Source organism: Paenibacillus sp. OAS669, from assembly GCF_014873645.1.
Lineage (GTDB): Bacteria > Bacillota > Bacilli > Paenibacillales > NBRC-103111 > Paenibacillus_S > Paenibacillus_S vulneris.
Window position 1 is genome coordinate 34,618 of the sequence record NZ_JADBDR010000019.1, and the last position, 26,409, is coordinate 61,026.

At 49.5% G+C, this 26,409-nt stretch carries 30 protein-coding genes; 8 read left to right on the forward strand and 22 right to left on the reverse strand.

Annotated features, from left to right (window positions below; translation table 11 throughout):
• The first annotated feature begins 60 nt into the window (after positions 1-60).
• Positions 61-642, forward strand: coding sequence for a type 1 glutamine amidotransferase family protein (locus GGC63_RS29945; protein WP_192705399.1), 582 nt, complete (start codon positions 61-63; stop codon positions 640-642).
• Between the two features lie 67 nt (positions 643-709).
• Here the strand turns inward: GGC63_RS29945 and GGC63_RS29950 are convergent, their stop codons facing one another.
• From GGC63_RS29950 to GGC63_RS29975, 6 genes are all read right to left on the reverse strand, one after another.
• Positions 710-1,213 carry a VOC family protein gene (locus GGC63_RS29950; protein ID WP_192705400.1) on the reverse strand — a complete coding sequence of 168 codons (504 nt, stop codon included), beginning with the start codon at positions 1,211-1,213 and terminating at the stop codon, positions 710-712.
• Between the two features lie 2 nt (positions 1,214-1,215).
• Positions 1,216-1,845: an effector binding domain-containing protein gene (locus tag GGC63_RS29955; RefSeq protein ID WP_225948596.1), complete on the reverse strand. Its 630-nt coding sequence runs from the start codon at positions 1,843-1,845 to the stop codon at positions 1,216-1,218.
• The gene (locus GGC63_RS29960) at positions 1,842-3,224 is read right to left on the reverse strand and encodes a helix-turn-helix domain-containing protein (RefSeq protein ID WP_192705401.1); all 1,383 of its coding nucleotides are present in this window, start codon (positions 3,222-3,224) and stop codon (positions 1,842-1,844) included. The genes GGC63_RS29955 and GGC63_RS29960 overlap by 4 nt, the downstream gene beginning before the upstream one ends.
• A 313-nt stretch (positions 3,225-3,537) precedes the next feature.
• Positions 3,538-3,810 carry a barstar family protein gene (locus GGC63_RS29965; protein WP_192705402.1) on the reverse strand — a complete coding sequence of 91 codons (273 nt, stop codon included), beginning with the start codon at positions 3,808-3,810 and terminating at the stop codon, positions 3,538-3,540.
• Positions 3,811-3,827: 17 nt separating this feature from the next.
• Positions 3,828-4,256: a ribonuclease domain-containing protein gene (locus GGC63_RS29970; RefSeq protein ID WP_192705403.1), complete on the reverse strand. Its 429-nt coding sequence runs from the start codon at positions 4,254-4,256 to the stop codon at positions 3,828-3,830.
• Positions 4,257-4,448: 192 nt separating this feature from the next.
• Positions 4,449-4,889 carry an SRPBCC family protein gene (locus GGC63_RS29975; protein ID WP_192705404.1) on the reverse strand — a complete coding sequence of 147 codons (441 nt, stop codon included), beginning with the start codon at positions 4,887-4,889 and terminating at the stop codon, positions 4,449-4,451.
• Positions 4,890-5,085: 196 nt separating this feature from the next.
• Between GGC63_RS29975 and GGC63_RS29980 the strand changes: the two genes are divergently transcribed.
• The gene (locus GGC63_RS29980; protein ID WP_192705405.1) at positions 5,086-5,850 is read left to right on the forward strand and encodes an SDR family oxidoreductase; all 765 of its coding nucleotides are present in this window, start codon (positions 5,086-5,088) and stop codon (positions 5,848-5,850) included.
• 209 nt (positions 5,851-6,059) lie between these two features.
• Here the strand turns inward: GGC63_RS29980 and GGC63_RS29985 are convergent, their stop codons facing one another.
• Both GGC63_RS29985 and GGC63_RS29990 read right to left on the reverse strand, forming a co-directional pair.
• Positions 6,060-6,461, reverse strand: a complete 402-nt coding sequence (locus tag GGC63_RS29985; protein WP_192705406.1) for a VOC family protein — start codon at positions 6,459-6,461, stop codon at positions 6,060-6,062.
• An 84-nt stretch (positions 6,462-6,545) separates the two neighbouring features.
• A complete protein-coding gene (locus tag GGC63_RS29990; protein ID WP_192705407.1) occupies positions 6,546-7,232 on the reverse strand; it encodes a class I SAM-dependent methyltransferase in 687 nt (228 codons plus the stop codon).
• Between the two features lie 190 nt (positions 7,233-7,422).
• On the opposite strand from GGC63_RS29990, the gene GGC63_RS29995 reads away from it, so the two are divergent.
• Positions 7,423-7,806, forward strand: a complete 384-nt coding sequence (locus tag GGC63_RS29995) for a helix-turn-helix domain-containing protein (RefSeq protein ID WP_192705408.1) — start codon at positions 7,423-7,425, stop codon at positions 7,804-7,806.
• 54 nt (positions 7,807-7,860) lie between these two features.
• Here GGC63_RS29995 and GGC63_RS30000 read toward each other — a convergent pair whose 3' ends face one another.
• Genes GGC63_RS30000 through GGC63_RS30010 form a run of 3 tightly spaced genes read right to left on the reverse strand, consistent with a single transcriptional unit; the run spans position 7,861 to position 10,274 of the window.
• Positions 7,861-9,012 (reverse strand): hypothetical protein, encoded by a 1,152-nt coding sequence (locus tag GGC63_RS30000; protein WP_192705409.1) that lies wholly within the window; start codon positions 9,010-9,012, stop codon positions 7,861-7,863.
• A complete protein-coding gene (locus GGC63_RS30005) occupies positions 9,002-9,886 on the reverse strand; it encodes an ABC transporter ATP-binding protein (RefSeq protein WP_192705410.1) in 885 nt (294 codons plus the stop codon). Before GGC63_RS30005 ends, GGC63_RS30000 begins: the two co-directional genes overlap by 11 nt.
• Positions 9,861-10,274 carry a GntR family transcriptional regulator gene (locus tag GGC63_RS30010; protein WP_192705411.1) on the reverse strand — a complete coding sequence of 138 codons (414 nt, stop codon included), beginning with the start codon at positions 10,272-10,274 and terminating at the stop codon, positions 9,861-9,863. The genes GGC63_RS30005 and GGC63_RS30010 overlap by 26 nt, the downstream gene beginning before the upstream one ends.
• Before the next feature lie 588 nt (positions 10,275-10,862).
• Here GGC63_RS30010 and GGC63_RS30015 point away from each other — a divergent pair.
• A complete protein-coding gene (locus tag GGC63_RS30015) occupies positions 10,863-11,810 on the forward strand; it encodes an LLM class flavin-dependent oxidoreductase (RefSeq protein ID WP_192705412.1) in 948 nt (315 codons plus the stop codon).
• 335 nt (positions 11,811-12,145) lie between these two features.
• On the opposite strand, the gene GGC63_RS30020 is transcribed toward GGC63_RS30015, so the two are convergent.
• Both GGC63_RS30020 and GGC63_RS30025 read right to left on the reverse strand, forming a co-directional pair.
• Positions 12,146-12,421, reverse strand: coding sequence for a ChbG/HpnK family deacetylase (locus GGC63_RS30020; protein ID WP_192705413.1), 276 nt, complete (start codon positions 12,419-12,421; stop codon positions 12,146-12,148).
• A gap of 351 nt (positions 12,422-12,772) precedes the next feature.
• On the reverse strand, positions 12,773-13,075 hold the full coding sequence (locus GGC63_RS30025; RefSeq protein ID WP_192705414.1) for an ArsR/SmtB family transcription factor: 303 nt from the start codon (positions 13,073-13,075) through the stop codon (positions 12,773-12,775).
• A gap of 134 nt (positions 13,076-13,209) precedes the next feature.
• Between GGC63_RS30025 and GGC63_RS30030 the strand changes: the two genes are divergently transcribed.
• Positions 13,210-14,616, forward strand: a complete 1,407-nt coding sequence (locus GGC63_RS30030; protein WP_192705415.1) for an MFS transporter — start codon at positions 13,210-13,212, stop codon at positions 14,614-14,616.
• A 40-nt stretch (positions 14,617-14,656) separates the two neighbouring features.
• Positions 14,657-15,109, forward strand: a complete 453-nt coding sequence (locus GGC63_RS30035; protein WP_412973904.1) for a GNAT family N-acetyltransferase — start codon at positions 14,657-14,659, stop codon at positions 15,107-15,109.
• Between the two features lie 295 nt (positions 15,110-15,404).
• On the opposite strand, the gene GGC63_RS30040 is transcribed toward GGC63_RS30035, so the two are convergent.
• The 5 genes from GGC63_RS30040 to GGC63_RS30060 form a co-directional block, all read right to left on the reverse strand.
• Positions 15,405-16,796, reverse strand: coding sequence for an MATE family efflux transporter (locus GGC63_RS30040; RefSeq protein ID WP_192705417.1), 1,392 nt, complete (start codon positions 16,794-16,796; stop codon positions 15,405-15,407).
• A 180-nt stretch (positions 16,797-16,976) separates the two neighbouring features.
• Positions 16,977-17,579 (reverse strand): histidine phosphatase family protein, encoded by a 603-nt coding sequence (locus GGC63_RS30045; RefSeq protein WP_192705418.1) that lies wholly within the window; start codon positions 17,577-17,579, stop codon positions 16,977-16,979.
• 340 nt (positions 17,580-17,919) lie between these two features.
• Positions 17,920-19,485 (reverse strand): extracellular solute-binding protein, encoded by a 1,566-nt coding sequence (locus GGC63_RS30050; RefSeq protein ID WP_192705419.1) that lies wholly within the window; start codon positions 19,483-19,485, stop codon positions 17,920-17,922.
• A gap of 331 nt (positions 19,486-19,816) precedes the next feature.
• Positions 19,817-20,251: an NUDIX domain-containing protein gene (locus tag GGC63_RS30055; protein ID WP_192705420.1), complete on the reverse strand. Its 435-nt coding sequence runs from the start codon at positions 20,249-20,251 to the stop codon at positions 19,817-19,819.
• Positions 20,252-20,336: 85 nt separating this feature from the next.
• Complete coding sequence (locus tag GGC63_RS30060) at positions 20,337-21,266, reverse strand: metallophosphoesterase family protein (protein ID WP_192705421.1); 930 nt, start codon at positions 21,264-21,266, stop codon at positions 20,337-20,339.
• Between the two features lie 251 nt (positions 21,267-21,517).
• Between GGC63_RS30060 and GGC63_RS30065 the strand changes: the two genes are divergently transcribed.
• Positions 21,518-23,017, forward strand: a complete 1,500-nt coding sequence (locus tag GGC63_RS30065; RefSeq protein WP_192705422.1) for a serine hydrolase domain-containing protein — start codon at positions 21,518-21,520, stop codon at positions 23,015-23,017.
• A 63-nt stretch (positions 23,018-23,080) separates the two neighbouring features.
• Here GGC63_RS30065 and GGC63_RS30070 read toward each other — a convergent pair whose 3' ends face one another.
• From GGC63_RS30070 to GGC63_RS30080, 4 genes are all read right to left on the reverse strand, one after another.
• The gene (locus tag GGC63_RS30070) at positions 23,081-23,353 is read right to left on the reverse strand and encodes a hypothetical protein (RefSeq protein ID WP_192705423.1); all 273 of its coding nucleotides are present in this window, start codon (positions 23,351-23,353) and stop codon (positions 23,081-23,083) included.
• Between the two features lie 126 nt (positions 23,354-23,479).
• Positions 23,480-23,938: an ankyrin repeat domain-containing protein gene (locus GGC63_RS34710; protein WP_225948614.1), complete on the reverse strand. Its 459-nt coding sequence runs from the start codon at positions 23,936-23,938 to the stop codon at positions 23,480-23,482.
• Positions 23,890-24,210 carry an ankyrin repeat domain-containing protein gene (locus GGC63_RS34715; RefSeq protein ID WP_225948598.1) on the reverse strand — a complete coding sequence of 107 codons (321 nt, stop codon included), beginning with the start codon at positions 24,208-24,210 and terminating at the stop codon, positions 23,890-23,892. Before GGC63_RS34715 ends, GGC63_RS34710 begins: the two co-directional genes overlap by 49 nt.
• 204 nt (positions 24,211-24,414) lie before the next feature.
• Positions 24,415-25,359, reverse strand: coding sequence for an alpha/beta hydrolase (locus GGC63_RS30080; RefSeq protein WP_192705424.1), 945 nt, complete (start codon positions 25,357-25,359; stop codon positions 24,415-24,417).
• Positions 25,360-25,704: 345 nt separating this feature from the next.
• Between GGC63_RS30080 and GGC63_RS30085 the strand changes: the two genes are divergently transcribed.
• Positions 25,705-26,346 (forward strand): HAD family hydrolase, encoded by a 642-nt coding sequence (locus tag GGC63_RS30085; protein ID WP_192705425.1) that lies wholly within the window; start codon positions 25,705-25,707, stop codon positions 26,344-26,346.
• The last annotated feature ends 63 nt before the right edge of the window (positions 26,347-26,409 follow it).

Sequence of the window (26,409 nt, forward strand, 5' to 3'; positions counted from 1 at the left end):
AGCATATCTGCTTTATAATAGATTATAAGGATGTAAAAACTATCCAAGGAGGGATCTGCATTGAAGGAAGTGTGGATATTTATTACTGATGGCTTCGCCGATTGGGAGGCGAGCTACGTTTCAACGGAATTGAATAATCCGGAAAATAGGTTTCAGGTAAGAACGATCGCTATTGACAAAGACCCCAAGGTTTCCATGGGGGGACTTCGGGTGCTGCCCGATTATGAGCTGAACGATGAACCATCTCAGGACAAATTGGCGATGCTGATTATTCCGGGAGGTACTGGATGGAGAGAGGCCAAAAATCAACAGGCCGCCCGGCTGGTACGGAACTGCATCGACAAAGACATTCCGGTGGCAGCCATTTGTGATGCGACGACGTTCCTGGCCACCCACGGATTCCTGGACAATATCAAGCATACCGGCAATACTTTGGGTTTCTTGAAGGAAGGAGCGCCCAACTACCGCGGCGAAAGCTATTATCAGACAGTCCAATCCGTCAGCGACGGCAATATCATAACAGCCAACGGAACCGCTGCCTTGGAGTTCTCCAGACATATTCTGGAGAAGCTCGGCGTGTATGAGGGTGAAAAGCTGGAGGAATGGTACACAGTGTTTAAAAAGGGATATCTATCTGAATAAACAGCATTAAATCTTAGAGCAGACTGCGCAACCCGCGGTCTGCTCTTTAGATTGCCGGTGTATTGCCCTATTCCCGGCAGATCATCAGCTTATTGCCGTCCGGGTCCTTAACGACGAACCAATGATTATGCTCGATTGCCGTTACAAGCTCGACGCCGAGCTTTTTCATATAATCGTAAGAGCCCTGCAAATCATCCGTCAACAGCATAAAAGCGGGAGTCTCGATAGATGGCGCCCCACCAGGCTGATTCCCTCCCCACATGGGCATCGTATCCAGAATAATGCCCGTTCCTTGCATGGGTAAGGTGCATAAATGACCGGCCATACTCGTACAATCCGCCTCATTCAGCCCAAGAACCCGACAATACCAGCTGCGGGCTCTTTCCATATCGCGGACCGGGATAAAGACGCTTCCGACCTTGTTCTTAACCGGACTATTACGTACGGAACCTGCTTCCGATGAGTACTGTTGATTCATCGTTTTCCCTCCAATAATCGTAGTTAACGCTTGCGGAACCCGCACCGGCTGATAACCTTCCGGCGGCTCCTTGCGCATTGGATTTGTATTCATGATCAATCCTCCAGGCCTGAATGAATAGGAAGCGAGTACCGGGAGAACCCCTCTTTTTCATAGCTGTATCGTTCACAAATAATGTACTTCCGGTCATCTGCGCCTGTTTCCAGGCGGGCTTCACTAAGATAGTGTTCCACAGCCTGGCTCGCCGCGTCAAAATCACCGTCTCGGTTGGGTACGACTACGCAGGTTTGAGGAGGCAATGTGGTCCGGAAATACCACTCCGGAACATCCTCGAAGGAATCCACCTCAACACAGAGAATATAGGCATGCATATCCGACTGCTGCTGTGTAGAAGCCTTTGGCCAAATGCCATAATGGACAGAAGGATTTTTGACGGATGGCAGATGCTTTGCAGAAGATAACAGCGCTTCTTTGGCATGGCGGTATTTGCCGCTCATATCCTGCAGGCTTATGCAAGGAATGCCGATTAATTTCAATTCATCGTGCTTAACGATATAAGGCTTCATATCCTCCATCGCTTCGGTTGACACCTCTCTTTGGGTTGATCGATACACAATGCTAAGCGCCGCCGGAACCCGTTCCGGCTTATAGCTGTCCGGGCGCCTGCCCTCCAGAATCCTATTCATGGGCTGCAGCCGCCCGGGATTCCTGGCTGAATGCTTCATAGCGAGCCCCCTCCTTTCGAGATGGGAATGTACACTTTGACCACGGTATCCCGCTCCAGATCGCTTCCCTCGATGAGATGATATTCGGCGAACCATTGCCGCTCTTCATCCAATCTGTAGCTGTCATTGGCGATAATCCAACGATGCATCTTATCCAAGACCCCGGTCAACAAGCCGTACGTCTTGGACACGCAGCAGGCATATGTACCGGAGCCCAGCCGTTTTTCCTTTAGTCCCTCCAGCGCCGGAGCTTCGGGTCCAACAGACAAAATCCCGTTCTCCCACCAATAATCCTCTGAATCCTTGGCTCCATAATGATAGGACATATAATATTTACCATGGCCCTTCCGCCAGCGCGCATGGGACACGTTAGTATGCCAATCTATCAACTGCATTTCCGCATCCTTTTGAGCTTCTGCCCCATCTCCCCTGCAAAAGAATGCTTTGATTTCTCCCAGCTCAACGATCTCTATCGGTTCAAGGTGAAGCTTCCGCTGCACGGGGAGGAACAGGTTCATTCTCGTCACTTTATCGTTGTAGGCAATGAACTCCTCGATATATTGATGTGTACCGATGTCAAACGTGCTCTTCGGCAGCCATTCGGACAATAATCTGTCCCACGCATCCTGAACGGTCTTCGGGCATGCAGCAGGAATCCTTCTGACGGCGTACAAGCCTCCGGCGAAGGGCTCCACGGTAAACGCATCATCTATAATCTGTTTGGCTGTATCCGCTATCAACACCTTGTAGCCGTATTTTCGCGGTCCTTTGCCGGTAAGCTCTACATTGTGACCGAAAATGCGAAGCTTCGACTTGACGTCTCTCGTTACCTCATTGGCGCTCAGCTGCCGTCCAACGATCCGGAACGCCTCGTTTTCCATTCCCTCCTCATGATCGGCTATATGCAGATAGCTGTACATTTTACCTGGCAGCAATCGAATCACTTTGACATCGGGGAACCGCTCCGTTTGCTCCCTATCCTCCGTGTACGAGATTTGTTCATGCAGCCTGATCGGTTCGAAGCTGAAGAACAGCTCGGCCTTTCGATAGCTGGCGGGAGTCAACCCTACGATCTTTTTGAATACCTTGGCAAATGAATGGTAGGATTCGAATCCGCTCTCCCATGCGAGCTCCTCGACCGTCCGGTTCGTATTTCTCAACTGATGGGCGGCAACGCTTATTCTTCGTTTGCGAATATAGTCCTTGACGGGATGTCCGGTAAGCGCATAAAACACCCGGTACAGCTGAGCGACCGACAGATAAGCTTCCTCGGCAATGCAGGTAAGATCCAGCTCCTGGTCCAGACGATCCTCGATATAGTCGATCGCCCTTTGCACAGAATCGGCATAGCTCATGGTTTTCACCTTTTCATCTCTCACGTCTTCTTCCTTATTATACCAAAAGGGATGACATCCAGTATGTTCAAAATTCTCAGATATCATTGTAAGCTAATTTTGACCGGTGCAGTCTATTGCAGCTTCCACACAAGCTCTAAATTAATAAAAGGACAAGTGCAGCTTCTGCTCTTGTCCTTTTTTTACCACAGAATTTATAAGACTCCGAGGTCATCGGATGTGAAAATTTTATTTGGCGATAAAACCTACCTCTAGACGCGGTCGCACGTCTTAGAAAGGCCTCGATAGAGGCTCTCTCATGTCTATGATATACCCCTCCGTCTTATTCATTAAGCTTTTACTCGATCCGCAAATGAAAACCTTCAAGCTCCTTCTCCGCATCTTGAAATACCTGCAGCAAAAGCCCAGTATACTCCCCAAGCTTCTTCTCGCTCTCCTGAAAATGCTGCCAGCGAAGCGTTAGCGGCAGTTCAACCCATCCGGTCAGACAATCCCATAAGGCGTCCAAATTGTTGCCGTAATAGTGCGGCAGCGACAGGGCTTCTTTTAAGACAGCATGCAGCTGGTCTTTAGAATCAAATTTCCGGCCATCCAGTATGATTTCGCGCAAGGCTATCCCCCCTGTGTTTACTTGATTTGCTGAAACGTTTCGTAATGATCCTCGGTCTTATAGATTAAGCCGTCGTTGGAAAATAGGATGCGGTCTTTTCCCCTGTGGCCTGATTTGTAATTGATATCGGCTTCGTACCATATTCTCCCCTTTTTCGAGGGCAATTTATTTTCACGGTTTTGGAAGACATCGCCGCCTATGCTTTTACCAGGCGCGACTTTATTCAAGTTCCCTTTCTGAGGATCCCAGCCCCGCTTGGTCGCTTCGTTCTTGGTAATAAAATTATCCGGCAATTTGTTATGGGCTTGAATGTACTTGGCGACACTTGCAAACGTCGTATAATCCTCTGATTGCGGTGTTTCCTTGCTCACTCCGCATCCGGCCAGAAGCAGCAAACAGCTTAGGAATACAAACAAAATAGACTTCATGAATTTCAAAGCTTTCATCCTCACTTCTTTATGTATAAGTCACCTGATATTTACGGAAATGATAACACGAAGTTTCATTTATGCAAACCCATTCGCCTAATAAACGCCCTATCCCGCGGCTTGTTGCACACACTGCTTCCCTCCGCATCAAAAAAAAATATCGCCGTCACCCCCTACAAGGAGCATGAACGACGACATTTCTTGGTAAAACTAAAAAGCTATTTCCGTCAGCACCCTGCCCAACCGGTCCAGGTTCTGTTCATTCCCCTCAACACAGTAAGCCTTAACCTGTTCGAACACCTCCGCCTTCTTGAAAGTCTGGCGAAAAGTCACCTTGGTTCTGCCTCCCAGATCCTCAAAGGAAGCCGTTACCCGAAATTCAGGACCGGATACATGATCCAGCACGACCTGCTCGAACGGCACAATCTCAACAAAGACGCAATGATTGGGATAATCTGCTCCATTCGGGCCGTGCATGGTGAACCTCCATGTTCCCCCGGGTCTAATATCACACTCGTGAAACGTATTCGTAAATCCTTCCGGCCCCCACCATTGAGCTAACAAATCCGGGGTTGTCCAAGCTCGAAACACCAGCTCCCTTGGTACATCATATTCGCGTGAAGCCACTGCTTCATTCTCACCTATGCTCATACTTATGCCTCCCTTTCGAATTATGGCCTTCCAGCGGGTAATTTCAGTATAAATCATTACGTTACGTAAGGTTCAAGTGTTATCGCGATAATTTCTGATTTGCTTGTATGTAACTGCACCCTGAATGAGAGCGCAACATTTCGAACATCCCCTTGTGATATAACTAACATGAAATCAAACAAGGAGATGAGATAGCATGAGTAAGCTACAAGGTAAAATCGCATTAGTCACCGGTGCAAGCCGGGGAATCGGCCGCGGCATCGCGTTACGTCTCGCAGAGGAAGGCGCATTAGTCGCAGTTCATTATGGAAAAAGACAAAGTCAAGCGGAGGAAGTCGTCCGCCAGATTCAAAATCATGGAGGCTCCGCATTTACAGTCCACGCGGATTTTCATTCTCTTAAAGGCGTAACGGATTTATATGACGCAATGGATGAAGCCCTTTACAAGCGAACAGGGGAGAATCGATTCGATATTCTTGTCAATAATGCCGGAATCGGACAAATGGTAACCATTGAAGACACGACGGAGCAATCCTTCGATGAAGTGATGAACATTAATGTAAAGGCACCGCTTTTTGTTATTCAGCAGGCCCTGCCGCGTCTCAGGGATGAGGGTCGAATCATTAATATTTCATCGTTTGTTACTAAGATGGCTCTCCCTAATGTCTTCGCCTACAGCATCTCGAAGGGGGCGGTCAATACTTTGACAAGCGTCCTGGCTCAGCAGCTTGGAAAACGCCTCATTACAGTGAACGCCATCCTCCCTGGTTTTATCAATACAGAGATGAATGCCGATACCTTGCAGAGTCTCGAAGGACAGAAGTTTGCCGCCGGCCTCTCCACCTTCAACCGTTGGGGTGAGCCTGAGGATGTCGCGAATATTGCCGCCTTCCTGGCCTCATCGGACAGCCGCTGGGTGACCGGTCAATTGATTGACGCAAGCGGGGGCTCTCATCTATAAAATGCCCCGCAAAGCGGGATGGCTATGACGTTCCGATAGTCCCGAAATTAATAATGTCATAGAAACGGGGTTCAAAAATCCAGCTGAAGCGCTGGACTTTGAACCCTTCATTTTTCAAATATGAACCGTTCATCTGATCGACAGAACCAAAAGACCGCCGTTTTTGGCGGCGGCCATATGGGTTATTGCAAGGTGTTAGATAAATATGGTTACTCGTTAGGCTCGGATGTAACCATCCACGCGACGCCGTATCGATCTGTAAGCTCTCCGTAATACAGGCCGAAAGGCTGCAGCGCAAAAGGCTGCTTCACTTGACCGCCCGCTGCAAGCTTGGCAAATGCCTCACCAGCTTCCGATTCTGTTTTGTACGATACATTGAGTAAAATGCCCGCCCCCTTAGTAAAAGGCTCCAAGGAATCGGCCATAAAAATAGAGCTTCCGCCGGCAACAACCAGACATAAATGGATGACCTTGTCCTTATGCTCGTGCTGTGCCCCCGTTGCTTGTTCGTGCGTCATGACCGATACGATTTCCCCGCCAAGGGAATGGGTGTAAAACTCCGCTTGCGCTCTTGCATCCTCAGATAAAAGAAAAGGTCTCACTTGTCCCACAATATCTTCCACCTTTCAAAGTTCAGCTTTATCGGTACAAGCTTATTATAGGATACATATCTCTTCCAGGCTTCTTATGGATTGCTAAGTTTTTAGCCACCACATTCCCGCACATTCCGGCAGCTGAATCCAGTTCCGTTCAACCACCCGCTTCGCCATGGCATCCCCGAAGAAAAATCCCGCAAGCTGCTCCGCCTGCTGAAGATTCTCAAAGGTATAATCCGTCCGAATCCATTTGTGGTTAAATCCGTAATCCTGAACGAGCGCGTCATAATATGCTTTCAAAAACTCCGGCGGGTTAGGCTGTTCTTCCCCTGTACCCATCGTTTCCAAGATAAGAATGGTGCCGTTAGGCCGCAGCACCCGCCTCATCTCGGCTAGGATCTTCCTCAAATTGACCATGGCATCGGGAACATCGGCATTCGTAAGGTAGCAGACCGTCCAGCCTGCAATGATGAAATCGACGCTGTCGTCCGCTAGCGGAAGCAGCCTGTGATCTGCGGCGATCGTTCTCCAATGAGTGAAGCCCGCTTCCTTCAGACGTTCGGCTGCAACCTTTAACATAGCTTCCGAAGCATCGGCAGCAACGATGGATTTGGCTTTGGCAGCCAATTCAACCGTAAATCTGCCGGAGCCTGCACCCATATCCAGAATATCCAGGCCCTCCAGGCTGATCAGCTCTTCGATGGTGGGAAGGAGCGGCTTTTGCTTGGAAATCATCAAGTGGTACTGGTCTGCTTGCTGCTCATAAATAACAGAATGATTTGGCATATCGAATCCTCCTTATCGTAGTGGAACCGGTTCGCCATCATCATAAAGCTTAACGTAACGTGAAGGTCAATAGCATAGTACCAGCAATCGGAATACTGCTGTTACTCCGCACCTCTACGAATCCCAACGGTTATGCATCAGCTATCCGGTCCATACTGGACATATACCCTTACGAAGGAGCGGTGATGGGATGAATGAGATTGGCCTGTACATCAAAACCATCCGGCAGCAGCGCGGCGTGGACATTATGGATTTTGCAAGGGAGCTCGGTGTATCTCCCGATTATTTAAGCAATCTTGAATCCGGCAAAACAAGGACGCTTCAGCTGGAAATCATCAACAAGCTGCAAAACGAATTTCAGCTGATCGAAACCAACGAGGTCGAGCCGTATATCGAAAATGACGCAGGCGCCCGGATCGAGCAGCTCGCCCTATCCTTGCGTGCGCTGCATGAACATGACCCCAAAGCCGCTGAATATTTGATAGGCATTGTGGAGCAGGGCTTCGAGTGGATGATCAGCACCGGCAAGCTTCAGACGGGTAAGAACCCGCGTTTTTTCGATAATAACCAATAAGGAACCTGCCGCAGCAGGTCCCTTATGCTCCCTTTTCATATCTCAGTTATCTGTTTAACCTGCGCTGGTCCGTCTTCTGCCCGGCAGTCCTTTACCCCCGAGCCATTTGCGGACAATAAAGGCTGCCACGGCCGCCGAGACGGCGCCGGAAGTGTAGAAAATGATTAAATTTTGCACATACTTCTGTGCATGCTGGCCTTCCCTTCCATAATAGTGATCACCCAGCATTCCCTCCAGAAGCGTCCCTCCGAACAGGAAGACGCATACCATACCACCGGCTACCAAATAGGGACGCAAGCGTTCGTTTAACAGCAGCTTTCCGTTGTTTTCGTTTCTCGATGTCCTCGCCATCCGTTGCATTCCCCATACACTTGCCGCCGTAACCAGTACAGGGACGATAAAGGAATGGACCCCGAGGTACAGCTGGCGTACTTCCCGCAAATAGGATTCGTCGTTCCCGGCCGTAAAGTTCGCCAACGCGAATAACGAATTCACATTCAGCAGCTTGATCGGAAAGGAAATGTGCTCGAACAGAAGGCTCATTTCCCGAAGGAACAGCCAGTCTTCCCTTGTACTCATAATGCCCATCGCAAAATAATGCATCGAAACGAGTCCCTTCATACAACCATATAAGCCGTATGGAACCAGCGGAAGGATGATACAGAAAGCGATTTGAGAGATAACGTTCCCTCCGACAAATCCGATCCATAGGGACAGGCTGAACACCGCGCAAAGAGTGAAAAGCTGGTGCAAATAATAGATTCCCATCAAACGATCCGGCAAAAATGTGCTCAAAACGGTCGTATGGATTACGGCCAGTTGGATCAAGAATCCAGCCGTAGTCGCTCCGATAATGTGAACCACTCCAAGCAGCCATTTGGTTAAGAATATATACTCTCTTTTCACAGGCATCGCATAGGCGAGCTCCAGCGTCTGATTCGTTCGGCCGAGGCCGACCAAAACTGCCGCTAGCCCGACGCACAGCAGCAGCTGTATAGCGGAGATCATTTCCACGTTAGCATAGAAATTGTATTGATACTCATCCTGATGGTTCTTCCCAATCTCCATGTAAAATTGAAGGTGCGATGCCACATTACCGGCATGATTGTAAAATTGAACGCCGCTCAACACGGCTGTGAGCCAGAACGCCAAAAGGATGTATTTGGATTGCTTGTAATTTTGAAACCATAATCCCTTATGAAGCATGCCGATCCCCTCCCAGCTTCGTAATGAATAAGTCTTCTATAGTTACCGGCAGCTCATCAAGCAGCAGCGGCTCGCTGTTCTTCAATGCCATCATTGTTCCTGCCGTATCGTTCTTCAGCAGCAGCGTAGCTACCCGTCCGACCTGCGACAATACTTCCACATCGGGTAATGATGAGAGAGGATTACGCATAGTGTCGGCAAAGGCGACCTGGACTTTTTTGTACGTCTCCTTCAGCTCTCCGATTCGGATGACGGATTCGATCTCCGTCTCCTTCATCATCATAATGACGTCGGCTACCTTCTCCAGCTCCTGCAAGTGATGGGAGGAGATCAATAGAGCCGTCTCCCGCTCGGATACTTCCTCTATGAGCAGCTGCATAATCTGCTTCTTCACGATAACATCCAGGCCGTTTGTCGGCTCGTCCAGCAAGATCAGCTTTGCTCGCGTAGACAAGGCTATGATCATGAACAGCAGAGCTTTCATCCCTTTGGAAAAGCTGCGTATCGACCGGTTCGCCGGCAGCTGAAACCGATCCATCCAACCATACAACGCCTGCTCGTCGAACGAATCGTACATATAGCGGTGCAAACGGACCAACTCCTTGACATTGTAGCTGTTGTACATGCTCATGGAATCGGGTACATAGTATAGGGATTGTTTAACCTCCGGATGGGCCGTAAGGTTAGCTCCATCCAGCAGCACTTCCCCTTCATCCGGGTCTAAAATACCCGCCAAAAGTCTTAGCAAAGTCGTCTTCCCTACGCCGTTACGGCCGATCAGCCCTGTAATCGTCCCTTGCTTGATTTCAAAATGAACCCCGCTAATAATGGGCTTGCCATCGATATGTTTACTTAGATTGCGGACGGTTAACATCGTCTTCGCCTCCCCATTCCTTCAAATAGCCGTCAATCCATTGAACGAGCGTGTCACGGCTGACGCCGATATAGGATGACTCCATGACAAGCAGCTTCAGCGACTCCCGGATTTCCTTGATCTTCTGCTCATTTCCTTGACCGGAGGACAAAGCCTCCGTGACGAAAGTTCCTTTTCCCCTTCGGGTTTCAATAATACTCTGCCGTTCCAGCTCCTGATACGCCTTGCTTACCGTATTCGGGTTAATCAGCAGAGCGGAAGCAAGCTCGCGAACGGACATCAGCTTGTCGTTCGGACGGAGCACCTTTTTCAATATAAGCTCCTTAACTTGCTGAACGATCTGTTCCCAAATGGGGGTCGTGCTGCGCTCATCGATATGTATTGGCAAGGTTTCTCACCCCTTTTTCAAATCAACCGAAATTTATGTGTATTAGTACGTGTAGTACACTTAATACAATAGGTTACATTTTCCTGTTTGTCAACCCCTCTTCTCTCCAAGCGCATCTCTGATGAGTATGACGGATGGTTATGATACAATGGGATAACCCGATACACAGAGGCTGATCTAAAGAGAAAATTGAAAATCTGTAAGTTTGCCTCGGTACCCGGTGGGGGGCCCTTCCGGCCACTGCTATTATCGCTCCTGTAAGGTACCCTGTTTACGGCCTTTCGCTTTTTTTATGTCGAAAAAAAAGCATCCCGGCTGCCGACGATTTCTGACCCGCCCGCATCCTTCACGCAGGGGCAAGGTTCCGTTACATTCCTTACCGGGGGTTTTCTATCCTTGATGGATACCTTGTTCGGTCCGCCTGAAGGGGTTGAGGCTGGGCAGCATTCGGATTTACCGGGTTGACTGATAAGTTAATGAGAGCAAACCGATCCATAGTGGCTTAAATTGGTTGAAGCAGGTATCAAGCTACGGTGAAGAATGAATATTTCCGATTGAATAAAGGAAAGGATACGGAAAGGAGAAGGTATGAAGTCTTTGAAGCTCAGTGTATTGGATTTGGTTCCTGTTCTGGATGGAGCAGACGCAGCCTATGCGTTATCCCAAGCTGTAGAGCTGGCTCAGACAGTCGAACGGCTGGGCTATACCCGCTATTGGGTTGCGGAGCATCACGATATGCCGCATCTGGCCTGCACCTCGCCGGAGGTGCTGTTAGCCCACGTCGGGGCGCGGACAGAGCGCATCCGTATCGGTTCGGGCGCCCTGCTGCTGCCTCACTATAAGCCGCTCAAGGTAGCGGAATCATTCCACCTGCTCGCAAGCCTTTACCCGGGGCGGGTGGATCTAGGCATCGGCCGCGCACCCGGCGGTTCGGCTCATGTCAGCATTGCGCTAAGCGGCAACTTCCTCGAGCATGTCCGGCAGCTGCCCGATACATTGCAGGAGCTCGTCAGGCTGCTTGAGGACAGCTTCGAGCTGGACGGGCAGAAGGTTACCGCGCGCCCTATTCCCCAAGTGCCGCCCGAACTGTGGATGCTCGGAACGAACCGTAAGAGCGCCGCTTATGCGGCTGAGATAGGAGCCGGATATGTATTCGGGCAGTTCATGAGCGATGTGAACGGCAAGGAGGTGCTCGACGCGTACCGCGAGGCTTTCGTTCCGTCGCGTCTTAGCCCGCTTCCTCGAGCGATCGCGGCCATCGGGGTCGTCTGCGCCGAAACCGAAGAAGATGCCGAGCAGCTAGCGGCTGCGGGTATGGCTCCCTTTGGGCAGCAAAACAATGGAGAAGAAGGCTCCTCGTCATCCTCAGTCCGAAAATGGCTGGTCGGTACTCCGCAGAAAGTCAAGATGCAGCTGGAGGAGCTGTCACACCTCTACGGCGTTGATGAATTTATCGTGGTCACTATGATCAAGGATTACAAGAAGCGGCTTCATTCCTACACCTTGCTTGCAAAAGCCTTATGGTCCGGCAGCTGATTCGGCTTAAAAAATTGATTCCAAAGGTCCCCCTTTCCACGGACAAACTTCTCAAGCCGTGCATATGCTGTAACAGCTGAAGATGAACGGAGGGGGAGAACTTTGCGCATCATGGACCCATTGCTTAGTCTTACCCGCACAACATGTATATGTGTGTTGCTTACCGGCTTGGGATGGTTCATCGTCAATCCTGCAAGCGTTTTTATGTGCGTTCATGAGGTTAGAACGATGCTCCGCTTTTTATAAAAATGGCCAAAGGTATTAGTGCATCGACAGGCAGCCGCTGCAGGCAAGCTGAAAGCGGACTGTCTTTTTTGTTTTCCACAGTCGCCTTACTATTCCCCGAATCGCCGCCCATCCCGAATGTCCTTCCACGAAATCAAGCGCAAATGCTGCTGCTCGATGGTTTGTCTAATAATCCCGACCCGAACTGACGGATGCCTTCTGCAAAATGCCGCGGCAGCCCGAGCCCTCTCTCCCGTCATCATGATCGATGCGGACGTAATGGCCCCAGAGTGAAACATCTCCATAATAGCCTGATTGGCGCTATCGGATATTCCGAAATCACCCGCGTTAATAATGACATAACGATCTCCAGGGGTAAACAGCATAGGTATCGTCCCTTATTGTTTAATTTGAACGGCAAAAAGGGACGCAAAACCACCTAAGTGATTTGACGTCCCCTGCTCTCTTACGGGAAAATGTGTATGTTTCTAGTATTATACACCGGCTTTTCAAAAAGTAAAGCCCTTCACGACTTTAGCCATTACCTTTTTCCCGCGCCTTACAGAAGCTGTGGAGCTGCAAAGCCGGACCTTGCTATTTTTTCGCCCAAGGCTGCTCCTATCCTCCTATCGGGCCAAGCTGCAGAGCTGGCTGCAGCAGGAAGGCCAGCCAAGCTCCAGCCGCGCCAAACACCCCTCCCCTTTATCAGGAGAGGGGTGTTCCTCTACGACAATCTGTTAATGTGCCGCATTCAAGATCGCATCCAGCAGCCCGGGGAACCGCACCTCCAAATCTTCCCTCCGAAGATCTACAATATGCTGAGTACCCTGAACCTGCACTCGAACTACCCCCGCTTCACGCAGAGTTCGAATATGGTGAGAAGCCGTAGACTTGGCTACAGGAAGCTCGTATGAACTGCACGGCTGAGCGCCCTGCCGGGCGACCATGCTGACCAGACTCAAACGGACCGGATCGCTTAATGCATATAAGACGGAGCTCAAATGAATATCGTCAACGGCGGGATGAAATAAAATCTTCATAGACAATCCCCCTTATATTTTTCAAAAAATTTACACTGACCTTATTGAATTATAGCACATCTCATGATATATTTCTATTGTTCGATAACAATCGAAATATTGAACAAACATTCCGTTACCCTAAGGAGGGCTTTATGAATAGTCAATCTGCAACTCCCCATGCAAGCTCCGATGCCGGAGTGGGAAACAGCTTCAAGGAAAGCTGGGTCATCCCTCTTCTCGGTTTTACCGTCATTCTCGTTGTCATGAACACGATGATGTTCAATCTGGCTCTTCCCAAGATCACCATCGATTTCAGCCTGTCTCCTGTTGCGGCTTCCTGGATTGTCACGGGATACTCCATTGTGTTTGCCATTTCGTCCATCACTTATTCGCGGTTATCCGATTTCGTGCCCATCCGCAAGCTGTTCACGATAGGGCTGCTGTCCCTTGGAGGCGCTTCTGTGTTAGGCTTCTTTAGCCATCATTTTGTTCTGCTGCTTATGGCGCGCCTGATTCAAGCCTCCGGGGCTGCTTCCGTACCGGCGTTAGGAATTGTTCTGCTGACCCGCTATATTCCTTTATCGAGACGCGGCAAATCGATGTCGATTGTCATGTCGGCGAGCTCGCTCGGTCTGGGTCTAGGCCCTGTGATCGGCGGCTCCATTACCCAATATTTGGGGTGGAACGATTTGTTTCTCGTTACAGCAGTCACCCTGCTGTTGACCCCTGTATTTTACAAGCTGCTGCCCAATGAGCAGCCGCAAAGAGGCTCCTTCGACATTGCGGGAGCCGTGCTGATCGCTATCGGTACCACAGGCTCTCTGCTGTTCTTAACCAACCGTTCCTGGTGGATGCTGGCTGCGGGAGTGCTCGCCCTGGTACTGTTCTGGATGCGGATCCGCCGTACGAATAATCCATTCGTTCAGCCCTCCCTGTTCGGCAACAAATCTTTTATGAATCTTAATGCCATCGGAATTATGGCCTATATGAGCAGCTTCGTCACTTTATTTTTAGTGCCGCAAATTCTGGCTCATCTGTATGCCTTGACTCCAGGGCAATCCGGTCTCGTATTATTTCCGGGAGCGGTGCTGTCGATGCTGGCCTCTACCTGGATTGGCAAAATGATCGACCGCTTCGGCAACTCCATGCTGTTCCGTTATGCTCCTTGGCTGCTCATCGCAGCGGCCGCATTGTTCGCCCTGCTGGCCGTTCATTCCGTCTATGCCATCGTAGTGACTTACATGCTGCTCAGCGTCAGCTTCTCGGCCCTGACCACCAGCGTATCCAATGAAATATCGCGTATCGTGCCCAAAGAGCATATCGGCGCGGGAATGGGACTGTTCCAGCTGCTGCAATTTTTTAGCGGAGCCTTCAGCGTTGCTGTCACAGGAACCTCGCTCACCATGCAAAAAAGCCTGCCTCTCCCCCTTGCTTACACCAATATTTTCTGGGGAATGACGGTTGTTGCGGCTATCGCCATCATTTGTTCCTTACTTTATCGCGCCGAGAAGCAGGGAGCTTCACTGCAGACGAACGTAGCGAAGGGCGCCGAGGACTAATCCCATTCGCAAAAATCAAACGGAGTATCGTATACTGTAGATGAAAGTAAAGGAAAGAGAGCGTGAGCGATTGAATATTCGTACAGCGAATGAATCCGATTATCCTGAATTAAGAACACTGTATCTGGAAGCGCGGCGAAGCAGCTTTTGGTGGGACCATACCGAAGCTATGCGCTTGGAGGACTTCGATACAAGCACGCAGGATGAGCTCATCCTGGTAGCTGAAGGTCATGATCGAATCATGGGATTTATATCGTTGTACTTACCGGATCATTTTATTCATAATCTTTTTGTGCATCCCGATTGTTCCGGTCATGGCGCAGGAGGTCAGTTGCTGATGGCCGCTGCCGAAATCCTGGGAAGGCCCATGAAGCTAAAATGCGTATCCAAAAACGAGAAAGCATTGAAGTTCTACGAGCGCAACGGCTGGAAGAAGCTTGTGGAAGAAGGAGCTCCGGGAGAAGAGAAGTATTGGGTTATGGTTTATGAGTAACAAGGAGCCTGAATGGCTCTTGAGTTTGATGAAAAACCTGAAAATCAGAAAAATTGCATTGGTACCCCGGTGGGGTATTCCCTTCTGGTCGCTGTTGTTCTCGGGAAACTTTGATTATAAACTTTAGTGCAGGAATTTCCCGAGAACAAAGGCTAACGCTTTAGAGTTTTCCAAAAGAAAACTTACTTCGTAAGTAAGGGAATACCCCACCTATAACCTTTTGCACTTTTCCGTATGATCGGATTTTTCAACAAAAAAGGAGCCTAAGCGGCTCCTTTTTACATGCAGCGGGTGGTTAGACACCGGCTGATTGCTCTTTATATTCATGCCGTACGAGCCCATGCTTCTCCCAAGCGCGGCTCTTCCAGCGAAAATACATAATGATCGCGCGGGACCATTCGTCAGAGGCGATCGCCAGCCAAATGCCCGCCAAGCCCATATTCAGCTTGAAGACGAACAGATAGCCTAGCGACAGGCTCATCCCCACCATTGTAAAGATCCCGACCCACAGAGGGTACTTGGCATCTCCCGCAGCGCGAAGCGAGTTGATCAGCACTATATTGATCGTACGCCCTGTTTCCAATACAATGCTCAGCAGCAGTACGTTCGCACCCAGACGAATGATCTCCGGGTCTACCGTGAACAATCCCATCAGAGGTTTCCGGAACACCATCACTAGCGCTACCATGAGCAGGGTGGCCGCACTTGCCCAACGCGCGCTGGACAGCACCCTTTTGTAGGCTTCATCCTGCCGGTTCGCCCCTACCAGTCTGCCGACGATAATCGATGTACCCATGCCGATAGCAATGGCGAACAAGTAAATAAACATGGAGATATTGGAGGCGTATTGTCTAGCCGCTAACGCTTCGGCCCCCAGGAAGGTCGCATAAAACAAAAAGATCGTCTGGCAGCCGTGATACATTACTTGCTCCATCGCGGAGGGAATCCCGATTTTCAATATATTCCGAATATATTGAAGCGATAGGGTAAAATAATATTTCAATTCTACCCGTACCTCCGTCACCCGGTAGAGCAGCCACAGAAAGACGAGGACCGCCACCGCACGGCTTCCTATGGACGAAATAGCCGCGCCTTGAACGCCCAGCTGCGGAAACCCGAAATGACCGAAAATCAGCGTGTAGTTCCCGGCTATATGCACCAGGTTCATACCGAGTGATACGAGCATCGCTTGCTTGGTAAATCCGTGAACCCGAATGATCGCGGCCAATGAATTAATGATAGCCTGCAGGAAAATGCCGCCGCCCACGATATGCAGATAGCTCTGCGCGTGAACCAGGATATCCCCGCTTAAATTCAAGGTCTTAAGCATGGCGCCGTTGAACAGAATAAACCCGAGGCTGATCACCAAGCCTACAAGCAGGTTGAGCGTTACGGCATGAGCCGATATTTTGGCGGCTTCGATCAGCTTGCGGGAGCCAATATATTGCGCCACTACAATGGAGGCGCCGTTCCCGATAACCTCCAGTATGAGGATGGCAATGCCTAAGTACTGATTCGCGGCCCCGACTCCCGAAACGGCATTATCCGAAATGGCGCTAAGCATAAACGTATCGGCGATCCCCATGAGCATAAACAGAAAAACTTCCAAAAATATCGGCCATGTGAGAAAAAATAAATTGAACTGCTCGGTACTTCCCCCGTGCTGTTTCCCTTGAATGGAATCCATGATGTCACCTTCTCTTTTTCGTTCCGTTCCATTAAACTCAAGGTATCGTAGCACAGTTCCGAGCCTATTGCACGCACAAAATAACCATTTTACAAAACTTTCATAATGGGTACGCTTACTTTTCGAGTCATAGGATACAAGCCTGCTTTAGCGTGCCCGACGCACCCCTCCGTTACCGGGTCAGATGCTTTTCATCAGCCCATCAAGATGTGAAGTATCATTCAAGAAATGGACTTTTCTGCTGCCGGCAGTCATTTCCACAAGATGAATGGCCGTGTCTCCATTGCTGAATCCGAACTCTTTGGTAACCGGCATTTTTAAGAACGAGCGCAGCAGATTGTTGATAACCCCGCCATGGGCTACGATGGCGATTCTCTCGTACGGGGAGGAGTTCAAAATTTTGGAAAAAATGACCTCGATCCGCATTCGAAACTCGATATCCGATTCTCCGTTTTCAATCCGCTCATGTGCTGCCTTTGGCCGTGCATATTTTTTCCCCTCTTCATAAGACAACCCGGCTAAAACGCCGTTATTATACTCCATGAGCTCATCCTCATATTGAACCGGACATCCAACGGTGTTCGCTAACACCCCCGCCGTTTCGCTCGCTCTTCTTAATGTGCTCGCCCAGATAAACTCAGGAGGATACAGCTTACTAACTTTCTCCGCCATAAGCTGAACCTGCCTGCGCCCCAGCTCGGTTAGCGGGAAATCCGCCCGCCCTTCGTGTACCTTCAGTATATCCGCTTCCGATTCTCCATGACGTATCATCAAAATTTGCATACTACAACCCTCCTATAAGAATGTAATGTTGTTGCTGCCGTTCTAATTTTGGAAAGCGCCATCCTTCTACCTCTCGCCATTTCATATTTGTGCCGGCCGGCTTCTATAACAATATAAGGTTTTGCAGGAAAAATATAGACTTATCTTTTCGAATCAGTTATACTATTATTATAGGAACTCGAGATAGCACCCCTTGCTTAAAATCTGTCAAAAACAGGCTTTTATTTGCTTATATCACATAAGATCAACCACCGCTGCCGGTGGTTTTTGTTGTTTTACGACTATCTTCACAAGACGCAAAAAGCCTGATTCACATAACTGAACCAAGCTTTTTCCCGTCTTATTGCTGTTGATTGCTGAAAATAGTGATGCCGTCTTTGTTGTTGTATCTTTCGGTAGCTTCCTTGATGATTTCGTTGCCGCCCTTAGCCTTGTACTCTTCGATAACCTTCGGCCAATCGGAGATCGGCTCCTTGCCGTAAATCATTTTCACCATGTGATCGATAATCAGCTTTGGACCTGTATCGCCAAGCGGCGTCAAATCCGGATATTTGGAGAATGCTTTGAGGTCCGGATTGAATCCGATACCAGGCAAGCCTTCTTTGGACAAGACCGTATCAAAGGCTTTCAAAATATCTTGCCCGTCCTGGCTGACACTTAGTTGCAGCTTGTTATAAGTAGAGTCGGACGCCAGTCTCAAGGTCGTGCGGAATGCTTCTTCTTGAGTCTCCTCTTTATTCGTCGGAGCTTTGTAGTTGATTTTGCCGTTCTCGACCGTGTAGTTCTCGCCTTCTACACCAAGGCTAAAGAACTTGTCCGCTTCATCGCTCGCCATCCATTCCACAAACTTCATGATGCCGATGGCTTTCTCTTTATCTACGTTTTTGTTGATGTAGTAAGCGCTGACCATTGGGGAGTACAGGAAGTACCCGCCTTTTCCTTCCGGTCCTTTAGGAGAAGGAATGACATCCACCTTCGCATTAGGATCTACCGCTTTCAGATTCGTTCTGAAATCCTTCAAGCCGGTACCTACATTCGCCGACCAGATGCCCGATTTACCGGCGTTGATGTTTTTGCTGTAATCCGTGGAGGAAATCGTAGCAAAATCTTTAGGCATCAAGCCTTCGTCATACATCGTTTTATATACCTGCAGAGCCTTCTGCATATTCTCTACATCAAAGAACTTCGGCACGATTTGGTCGCCTTGTTTTTCGAACTGGTCCTTGTAAGGAAGCACATCATATGCGCCCAGAATCACGTCGGCATACTTGAAGTTTTCGCGCATTTGGTAAGGATTTTCTACGCCCAGCTTTTTGAAGGCGCGCAGGACATTCAAGAACTCGTCGACGGTAGTCGGCACCGGCAGTCCTGTCTTCTCCAGCAAATCGGTGCGGATATATGTACCGCGGCGGGACGGATTCGTCAAATAGCTCGGAATCGCGTAGATTTTGCCTTTATACGATACGGAATCCCATGCCGCTTTTGGGACCTTTTTATACACCGTAGGCGCATATTCCTTCAGCAGATCGTCCAGCGGCATAAATACGCCGGCTTCTACAGAGCCTGACATATCCTTGCCTGTCGGCATATCCAAGCTTCCAAGCACATCCGGAAGATCGTTGCCGGCGAACATCATGCTCATTTTTTCACGCTGAATCAGACGGACGTCCAATTCCGTGTTCGTCAGCTTGTTCAATCTTTGAACCCACTTGTCCTTGTTTAGATCAGGGGAACGCTGCGCATAGCCGTCGCCCGAAGTGATCGGATACGCGATAGAAAATTTTAATGGACCCTTATCCCCGGATTTTCCTGCCGAATCTTTCGCTTCTTCCCCTTTGGTAGAGCATCCTGCTATGGAACCTGCCGCAAGCGCCGTAACCATGACCATACTTACTGCTTTTTTCATAGTATTCCTTCTCTCCTGATGTTTATCTCTATTTTAACTTCCCCCTTATCTTAACTTATTTTCGACTTTGGCCCCAACGGTCTTAATTACGGAAGGTTGTGTTTTTTTACGATTAGAGTGAAATTGTCTTGTTCATTGTCAATTCAAAACCGCGCCAGTACAATAAAAAATGCCCGGCCAGGAAGCCGGACAGCTGTAAAAATTTATGTTTTTCACAAATGCATACAAGGTGGCCATGTAAGCGTTGTCTATCCTTGATTTATCCTATTTTCCATTGCTTATAAAAATGAAGGACCGATTCGTCCGAGGGTGGATTATTCTGCTTATTTCATTAAACGGTTCCATGAAAGGAGTATCTGGGCATCTCGTGCTCCCGGCTTATCGTCATCCGGACCGGAAGCTTGGCAAACCATTCATTGGCTGTCTCCACAGGCACCCACCTGACCTCCATAATTTCCTCATCGGGGTCGGACGACTGTAGCTCTCCCCCGACTATGGACGCTTCAAAGGTAAATAGCAAGGCATGATCTCCAGCCTCTTTAAAAAACACTTCCCTCACCGAGTAAAGGCCCTCGATTTGGATGTCGAGACCCGACTCCTCTTTCGTCTCCCGCTTGACAGCCTGCTCCAGCGTCTCTTCCGGCTCCACGGCGCCTCCGGGCAAGCTCCAGTACGCCTCGCTGTTGTGTTTATTTTTGACCATAACCACCTGTTCGCCTGTATCGTCCCGGATTAGCGCGATGGCTACATCGACTCGCTTAAACATACTCCAAACCTCTTCCTCTGTTTGAATGAAGAAAGGACAAGTGCCGTCTGCACCCGCCCGCCGGTTTCTCCTTCTGGTCGTCAAGCTAATATTTCAATACACGATCGGCAATCCGTGCCGTCACGATATGACCACCATATGAATTGGAGTGTCCGCACTCCAAGGGAGATGCGCTAACGAAGCCGGTTTCCCTGCCTTCTATCTTGATCCTCCCATCCTCCAAAGTAACAATCGCATACAAAGGCTCTTCATAAGGAGCACACATCGTCAGTATCGGATGCTGCTCGGAGATTTCCTCCGAATACACCGTATGCTGATAGGGCTTGCCCATCCAAAAATAAGACATGCTGTTAATATGGATAAAATACAGGTCGTCAATCACCTTCACGCCATCCAAATGGTTATGACCATTCATACAAGCGATCACTTTGTTGAATCCGGCGGCCCTATTCGCTTCCTTCACGATAGACCGGAAATCCTCACTGTTATGTACGCCGTAGTTCACGTCCGTGTAGCTGGATTCCAGGTTTTGATGACTGAAAATAACGGTTGTTTTATCCGTTGCAGCCAGGTCGCCGCGAAGCCATTCCAGCTGCTCAGGGGTCAAATAATTGTTTGCCTCCGGGTGCCTATGGTAGTTGCAGAATTCATAGTCGATGTACCTGCCTTCGAGAAAGAGGTTATTCCCGTCGAGCACGACGAAATGATAATCGCCGCTGTCAAACGAATAGTAGCTCCGTTCCATCCCGATGAAATCCATGATCGTTCTTTTGCTGCACTTGTCCATGTCATGATTGCCGAGCACATGGTATCTTGGCCCTTCGAATTGCTCCCACGTATTCACAAAGGATCGATTCTCCGGAAGCGGATAGCAGAAATCACCCAACTGAATGATAAAATCGACTCGTTCCCGGTTCATATGCTCGATAAAGGTTCTCAAACGATCCTCGGCCTTGTACATAAAGTCCTGATGGACGTCGGCCATAATTCCGAATCTCACTGGCTTTGTCTCCATAGATGATCTACCTCTTTCTCTAAATGGAATGAGCAATTTGGAACTTTTTTTTCGAACGGGACATCGTGGCTTAAAGAAGGATGATGCAATAAAAAAATGAAACCCTTTTCATCATGAGGGATATTGGTAAAATTTTCAACCCTTCACCTTGTATTTTTATTGTTAAAGCTGCTCTTCATGCTAAGACGGATGCGTCTCTTGGGCCTAACTATGTTATTATAAAGGAAATTACTGGAAGGACGTGTTATCGGATGTCCATATGGAAACAAGCCCGTAGTACACAGATGGGAGGACCATGGCTCACTTATGCCGATCCGGCTGAAGCCGGTTGGTCGGCGGAGAAGCTTCAAGAGGCCAAACAGGTATTCGACGAAATAGGATCCGCTGCGCTTCTGATCGTCGATCGAGGCGCTGTTGCCGCTGCCTGGGGGAATGTGACGGTTCCCTATCGCTGCCACTCGCTTCGCAAAAGCCTTTTAAGCGCCTTGTACGGAATTCATACGAAGCTGAGTAATATAGACATCAACCGAACATTGTCTGAGCTCAGAATTGACGACGCACCGCCTTTAACCGAACAAGAAAGGCAAGCCAAGGTTGTCCATTTATTGAAGGCACGCTCCGGTATTTATCATGAGGCGGCTTCCGAAACGGCAGCAATGAAGAATAACCGCCCAGCAAGAGGCAGTCATGCTCCGGATACGTTCTGGTACTATAACAACTGGGATTTTAATGCTCTGGAGTCGATATTCGAGCGGGCTGTGGATTCCACGGTGTTTGAAGAGTTTGAACAACGTCTTGCGATACCGCTTCACATGGAGGATTTCTCTCCCGCGCTGCATACGCAAATGGTTAAGCAGGGGCAGTTCTCCATCCATGGCGCGAGGCATTATCGCCTCTCGGCCAGAGATTTAGCCCGTTTCGGGCTTCTTTACCTGCAAGGAGGTCGCTTCGGCGATCAGCAGCTGATTCCTGATGACTGGATTCGGGAAAGCACTTCGCCCCATTCGATTATGGAACCATTAGGCGCCGGATACGGCTACTTATGGTGGATACCCCTCGATGCCAAGTGGCGCGAGCTTGGCATGTACGAGGCTAGAGGAGTAGGCGGGCAATGCGTTACAATCCTTCCCAAAGAGGATCTAGTCATCGTGCATCGGGCGGATACGGACAGCGGCCGCCATGTGAATGGCCGTCAGGTGCTTCGGTTGTATCAACTTATACTGGAAGCCAAAGCTGGAGCACCAGCTATACAAGCCCCTCCCGAACTCATCCCTTTGGAGATGGATACGGGAGAGATGCAATTTATGCTGCATCATTATCGCTCCTTTCACCTTAAAGCCCGGGCGTTGGAAATGATTGAAGAAAAGCATTGGCTCGAGCCGCTGTCCGCTTCCAATTCAAGCTCGCCCAAGGACCTCCTTGTACGCATCGTACATCGCGATGCCATAGCTCTGGATATTCTCCAGTCTCAGATCCCCCCGGCTGAAACAGCGGCAGAATGGGAACAAGCCAGCCGTCTGTCATCAGCCGATGTTTCAAGACTCTGGCTCCGGCGTTATATGGAGCAAAGAGAGCGGCTTTACTCGATTTTACAGCGGCTATCCACTCAGGACTGGGAACGAACCTATCTATGGAACGGGCGGGAGATTTCCGTGAAAACGTACTTTTTAACGAATGTTTTACTGGACTACCAGCTCTCCGAGCCTCTGCTTCGATTCTTTCAAGCTCATAAAGATGCCGAAGCCCACTAATACACGGAGCAGCCGAAATAAAAATAGGCCTCCGACTTTATCAGAGGCATGTTGATGTCTAGCTTATTGACCTTCAGCGGCACTGTTGTTTTTCGATTCGCGGCCCTTGACTACAGCCCAGCCTACCAACCCGAGCGTGAAGAACAAGCCGCCGGCAATCATCATATAAAGAAAACCGGACCATATCTCCGTATCATTAGGTCCCGCTCCTACCGGCCCCACCTTTGGCCTGTAGGCAGCCCAATAGTAAATGACCGCTATGATCATGAACAATAACCCGAAGCCGGTAGTAACCACCGGTCTCCACGGTTTGTAGTGAGCTGGATGCGCGATCATGGTGTACAGGTCTTGGAGGAAAAGAAAGCCTAATACTATCGTACTTATGATGATTTGCAGCAGGAATTCCCCCTTGTATGCAAATTTTCATTGGAGGAAAAAGGATGATCCCTTTACCAGCCCTATTTACTTCGACGATTTGGCGCCAATGCTTCTCAGCCAAGTAGTCAGGGTGTCCCTTCGGGTGTCAAGACTACCAGCTATATCGAGGGGTGTCTCTACCGCATAACCGGGAACCCCATTGATATCCGCTCCTTGAGCGAGCAGGTACTCGGCCGCACGCCGCTGGCCTCCGTGACAGGCTTGCCAGAATGCTTCGTTAATGTCATTCGTCGTAGGTGACGGGATGGAAGCCATCAGCTCTTCCATACGGGATATCATCCCAAGAGCTGCTGCATGCCAAAGCTTATCAACACGAGCGCCTCGCTCGACTAAAAGCCTTGCGACATTCCAGCATCCATAACCCACTGCATTATCCAAAGGGGTGCCGCCAGCGATGGAACCCCCCACCGCTTCCATGTCGGCTCCCCCATCAATCAACGCAGCGGCAACCTCCACATCGTCACTGCTTGCCGCCCAGTGCAGCGGCGTCTCCGAGTTCCTTCCACGGCGGTTGCATTGGGGTCAGCTCCTGCAGCGATAAGTATCTTCACGACTTCGGGTGCATTGGGAAAATATCCGGGCCAGTCGGAAACGACGTGTAGTGCAGTACGCGAACCGCCTTTTTTGTCTAAGGCTCTCTTCGATGCCAAGCCCGGAAACTCTTCCAGGAGGCGACATATGGCGCCTGCATCGCCCGTTTTTACCGCATGAACGAACGACACTGCCACTGGATCATCAGGTTGGATGAAATCCATGAATCCCTCTCCTTGACCAATATTTGCGATGTGCTTTTCCAAAATAAACCTGCCCTCTCTATGATAGGCCAACATCATCCACTAGATCAATTGCCCGACGAAATTATCCCGGCTATCCTTGCAACGGATCGGGCTTAAAAACTTGCATGGCTCGGATTTCAAAAAAAGCTTCGCGCTTCCCTCACGATGTGGGATCAACTGTAGTTAGCCTTCCTTCAGCCAAGCGTTCGCCAGCAGCAGTGCCCCTCGTGCGGCATTCGTGTCCGCGAGCGCATTCAGCATGACAAAATCGTGGATGATGCCTTGAAAACGCACGGACGTCACCTGCACTCCCGCTTCACGCAGCTTAGCGGCATAAGCCTCTCCCTCATCGCGCAGCACATCTGCTTCGGCGGTAATGATTAATGCGGGAGGCAATCCCTTAAGCTGCCCGGTCGAAGCACGAAGCGGCGATGCCGTAATCCGCGCGCGTTCCTCCGGACTGGTCGTATATTGATCCCAGAACCACTGCATCCCTTCCCTGCTTAGGAAATACCCTTCCGCGAATTGCTTGTAGGAATCGGTATCGAAAGAAGCATCGGTTACCGGATAAAACAGCAGCTGCTTGTGAATGGCCGGGCCTTCACGATCTTTAACCATTAACGTAATCGCAGCCGTCATATTGCCCCCTACACTATCGCCGGCGACCGTCAGCTTGGAGGGGTCTGCGCCGATCTCCTCACCATACTTGGCAACCCATTCGACGACGGCATAAATCTCTTCTATCGCGGTAGGAAATTTACTCTCTGGCGAAAGGCTGTAATTCGGGAACACAACAACCGACTGTGAACCCACGGCCAATTCGCGAATCAAGCGGTCATGCGTATGCGCATTGCCGAACACCCAGCCGGCTCCATGGATATACACGATAACAGGCAAAGCTGACGAGACATTCTTCGGCTTCAAGATCGTTACCGGCACCTCACCGTTTGGTCCTCCCGGTACGCTGCGCTCCTCAATATCGACGTCCGGCTTGTTCACAGAACCCGACTGAACTTCATCCACTTTTTTACGTCCATGTCTTGGCCCTAATTGGTACAGGAACGGAGGGGCCGCCGTGTCCTCCACGAATTTCTGCGCTTCCGGCTCTAGTATCACTTCGTTTGGCATAGTATCAGACTCCCTTTCATTTTGATGTCAATTACTTTTTACACCAAATGAATGATTCCCAAACCTGCACATCCCTGGCTAGCCCCTTAACAAGCAGCTGACGATTCTTTAACGATCCATAGGCAAAAATTGAATCTTGTCCAATGACACAAACTATTTTCCAGATTTTTCTGTACTTTTCAAATAGATTAAGGGTATATTTGTGTCAAGGACCTCCAACGCTTAACTACCCTCAGAAACGGATGTTTTCTTGCCGCTGATCCGCGATCAGCTAAGTCGCAAGAAGTGATCAACGGCGCGTGATGGCACGCATGGTGGCCGCAGCTGACAAAGGAGAATGAAACCATGAAAAAGTACATACTCTTCGATCATGATGGTGTTCTGGTTGATACTGAATTCTGGTATTACAAAGCGGGAGAACGCGCTCTGGCTGACATTGGATTTACCTTGGATAAAGATCAATACCTCCGCGACATGACCCAGTCGTTGGGCACTTGGTCCCAAGCTAGGGCGGCAGGTATTGATGAACAGACCATCAGCAAGCAGCGTGAGGTCCGCGACGTCTATTATCAGGAATATCTAAGAGCAGAAGCCATAGAGATTGAAGGCGTAGTTGAAGCTCTAGCCGAACTGTCAAAGTACGTCCGCATGGCCATCGTGACGACTGCAAAACGTGCGGATTTTCAACTTATTCATGAAAAGCGCCAGATTAGGAAATTCATGGAATTCGTCCTTGTCCGCGAAGATTACGAGCGCACCAAGCCGCACCCGGAACCTTACTTGACCGGCCTAAAGCGCTTTGGAGCTACCAAAGAAGAGACCCTGGTTGTAGAGGATTCAAACAGAGGGTTGAGCTCAGCCGTGGCGGCTGGTATCGACTGTGCTATTGTCCATAACGACTTCACAAAAACACATGACTTCTCACAGGCCAGCTATCGAATCAAGACTCTGATTGAACTAAAGGACATTATCCTGAATGTAACCTGAGAGAGCATTCACCAGCGTGTTATGTAAATGGCTTCTTGTAGCATAGTTTTTTTCTCAGTATTG

Bases quoted from the DNA above. Each gene is read 5' to 3' on its own strand.
- GGC63_RS30040 (WP_192705417.1), bottom strand. From the start codon at position 16,796: ATGGATTCCATTCAAGGGAAACAGCACGGGGGAAGTACCGAGCAGTTC.
- GGC63_RS30035 (WP_412973904.1), top strand. From the start codon at position 14,657: ATGAAAGTAAAGGAAAGAGAGCGTGAGCGATTGAATATTCGTACAGCG.
- GGC63_RS30000 (WP_192705409.1), bottom strand. From the start codon at position 9,012: ATGCTTCATAAGGGATTATGGTTTCAAAATTACAAGCAATCCAAATAC.
- GGC63_RS29975 (WP_192705404.1), bottom strand. From the start codon at position 4,889: ATGAGCATAGGTGAGAATGAAGCAGTGGCTTCACGCGAATATGATGTA.
- GGC63_RS29955 (WP_225948596.1), bottom strand. From the start codon at position 1,845: ATGAAGCATTCAGCCAGGAATCCCGGGCGGCTGCAGCCCATGAATAGG.
- GGC63_RS30065 (WP_192705422.1), top strand. From the start codon at position 21,518: ATGTCCATATGGAAACAAGCCCGTAGTACACAGATGGGAGGACCATGG.
- GGC63_RS30070 (WP_192705423.1), bottom strand. From the start codon at position 23,353: ATGATCGCGCATCCAGCTCACTACAAACCGTGGAGACCGGTGGTTACT.
- GGC63_RS29950 (WP_192705400.1), bottom strand. From the start codon at position 1,213: ATGAATACAAATCCAATGCGCAAGGAGCCGCCGGAAGGTTATCAGCCG.
- GGC63_RS30080 (WP_192705424.1), bottom strand. From the start codon at position 25,359: ATGCCAAACGAAGTGATACTAGAGCCGGAAGCGCAGAAATTCGTGGAG.
- GGC63_RS30005 (WP_192705410.1), bottom strand. From the start codon at position 9,886: ATGTTAACCGTCCGCAATCTAAGTAAACATATCGATGGCAAGCCCATT.
- GGC63_RS30050 (WP_192705419.1), bottom strand. From the start codon at position 19,485: ATGAAAAAAGCAGTAAGTATGGTCATGGTTACGGCGCTTGCGGCAGGT.
- GGC63_RS29970 (WP_192705403.1), bottom strand. From the start codon at position 4,256: ATGAAAGCTTTGAAATTCATGAAGTCTATTTTGTTTGTATTCCTAAGC.
- GGC63_RS30045 (WP_192705418.1), bottom strand. From the start codon at position 17,579: ATGCAAATTTTGATGATACGTCATGGAGAATCGGAAGCGGATATACTG.
- GGC63_RS30020 (WP_192705413.1), bottom strand. From the start codon at position 12,421: ATGCTGTTTACCCCTGGAGATCGTTATGTCATTATTAACGCGGGTGAT.
- GGC63_RS29990 (WP_192705407.1), bottom strand. From the start codon at position 7,232: ATGCCAAATCATTCTGTTATTTATGAGCAGCAAGCAGACCAGTACCAC.
- GGC63_RS29995 (WP_192705408.1), top strand. From the start codon at position 7,423: ATGAATGAGATTGGCCTGTACATCAAAACCATCCGGCAGCAGCGCGGC.
- GGC63_RS30025 (WP_192705414.1), bottom strand. From the start codon at position 13,075: ATGAAGATTTTATTTCATCCCGCCGTTGACGATATTCATTTGAGCTCC.
- GGC63_RS34715 (WP_225948598.1), bottom strand. From the start codon at position 24,210: ATGGATTTCATCCAACCTGATGATCCAGTGGCAGTGTCGTTCGTTCAT.
- GGC63_RS30060 (WP_192705421.1), bottom strand. From the start codon at position 21,266: ATGGAGACAAAGCCAGTGAGATTCGGAATTATGGCCGACGTCCATCAG.
- GGC63_RS30055 (WP_192705420.1), bottom strand. From the start codon at position 20,251: ATGTTTAAGCGAGTCGATGTAGCCATCGCGCTAATCCGGGACGATACA.
- GGC63_RS29980 (WP_192705405.1), top strand. From the start codon at position 5,086: ATGAGTAAGCTACAAGGTAAAATCGCATTAGTCACCGGTGCAAGCCGG.
- GGC63_RS30015 (WP_192705412.1), top strand. From the start codon at position 10,863: ATGAAGTCTTTGAAGCTCAGTGTATTGGATTTGGTTCCTGTTCTGGAT.
- GGC63_RS30030 (WP_192705415.1), top strand. From the start codon at position 13,210: ATGAATAGTCAATCTGCAACTCCCCATGCAAGCTCCGATGCCGGAGTG.
- GGC63_RS30085 (WP_192705425.1), top strand. From the start codon at position 25,705: ATGAAAAAGTACATACTCTTCGATCATGATGGTGTTCTGGTTGATACT.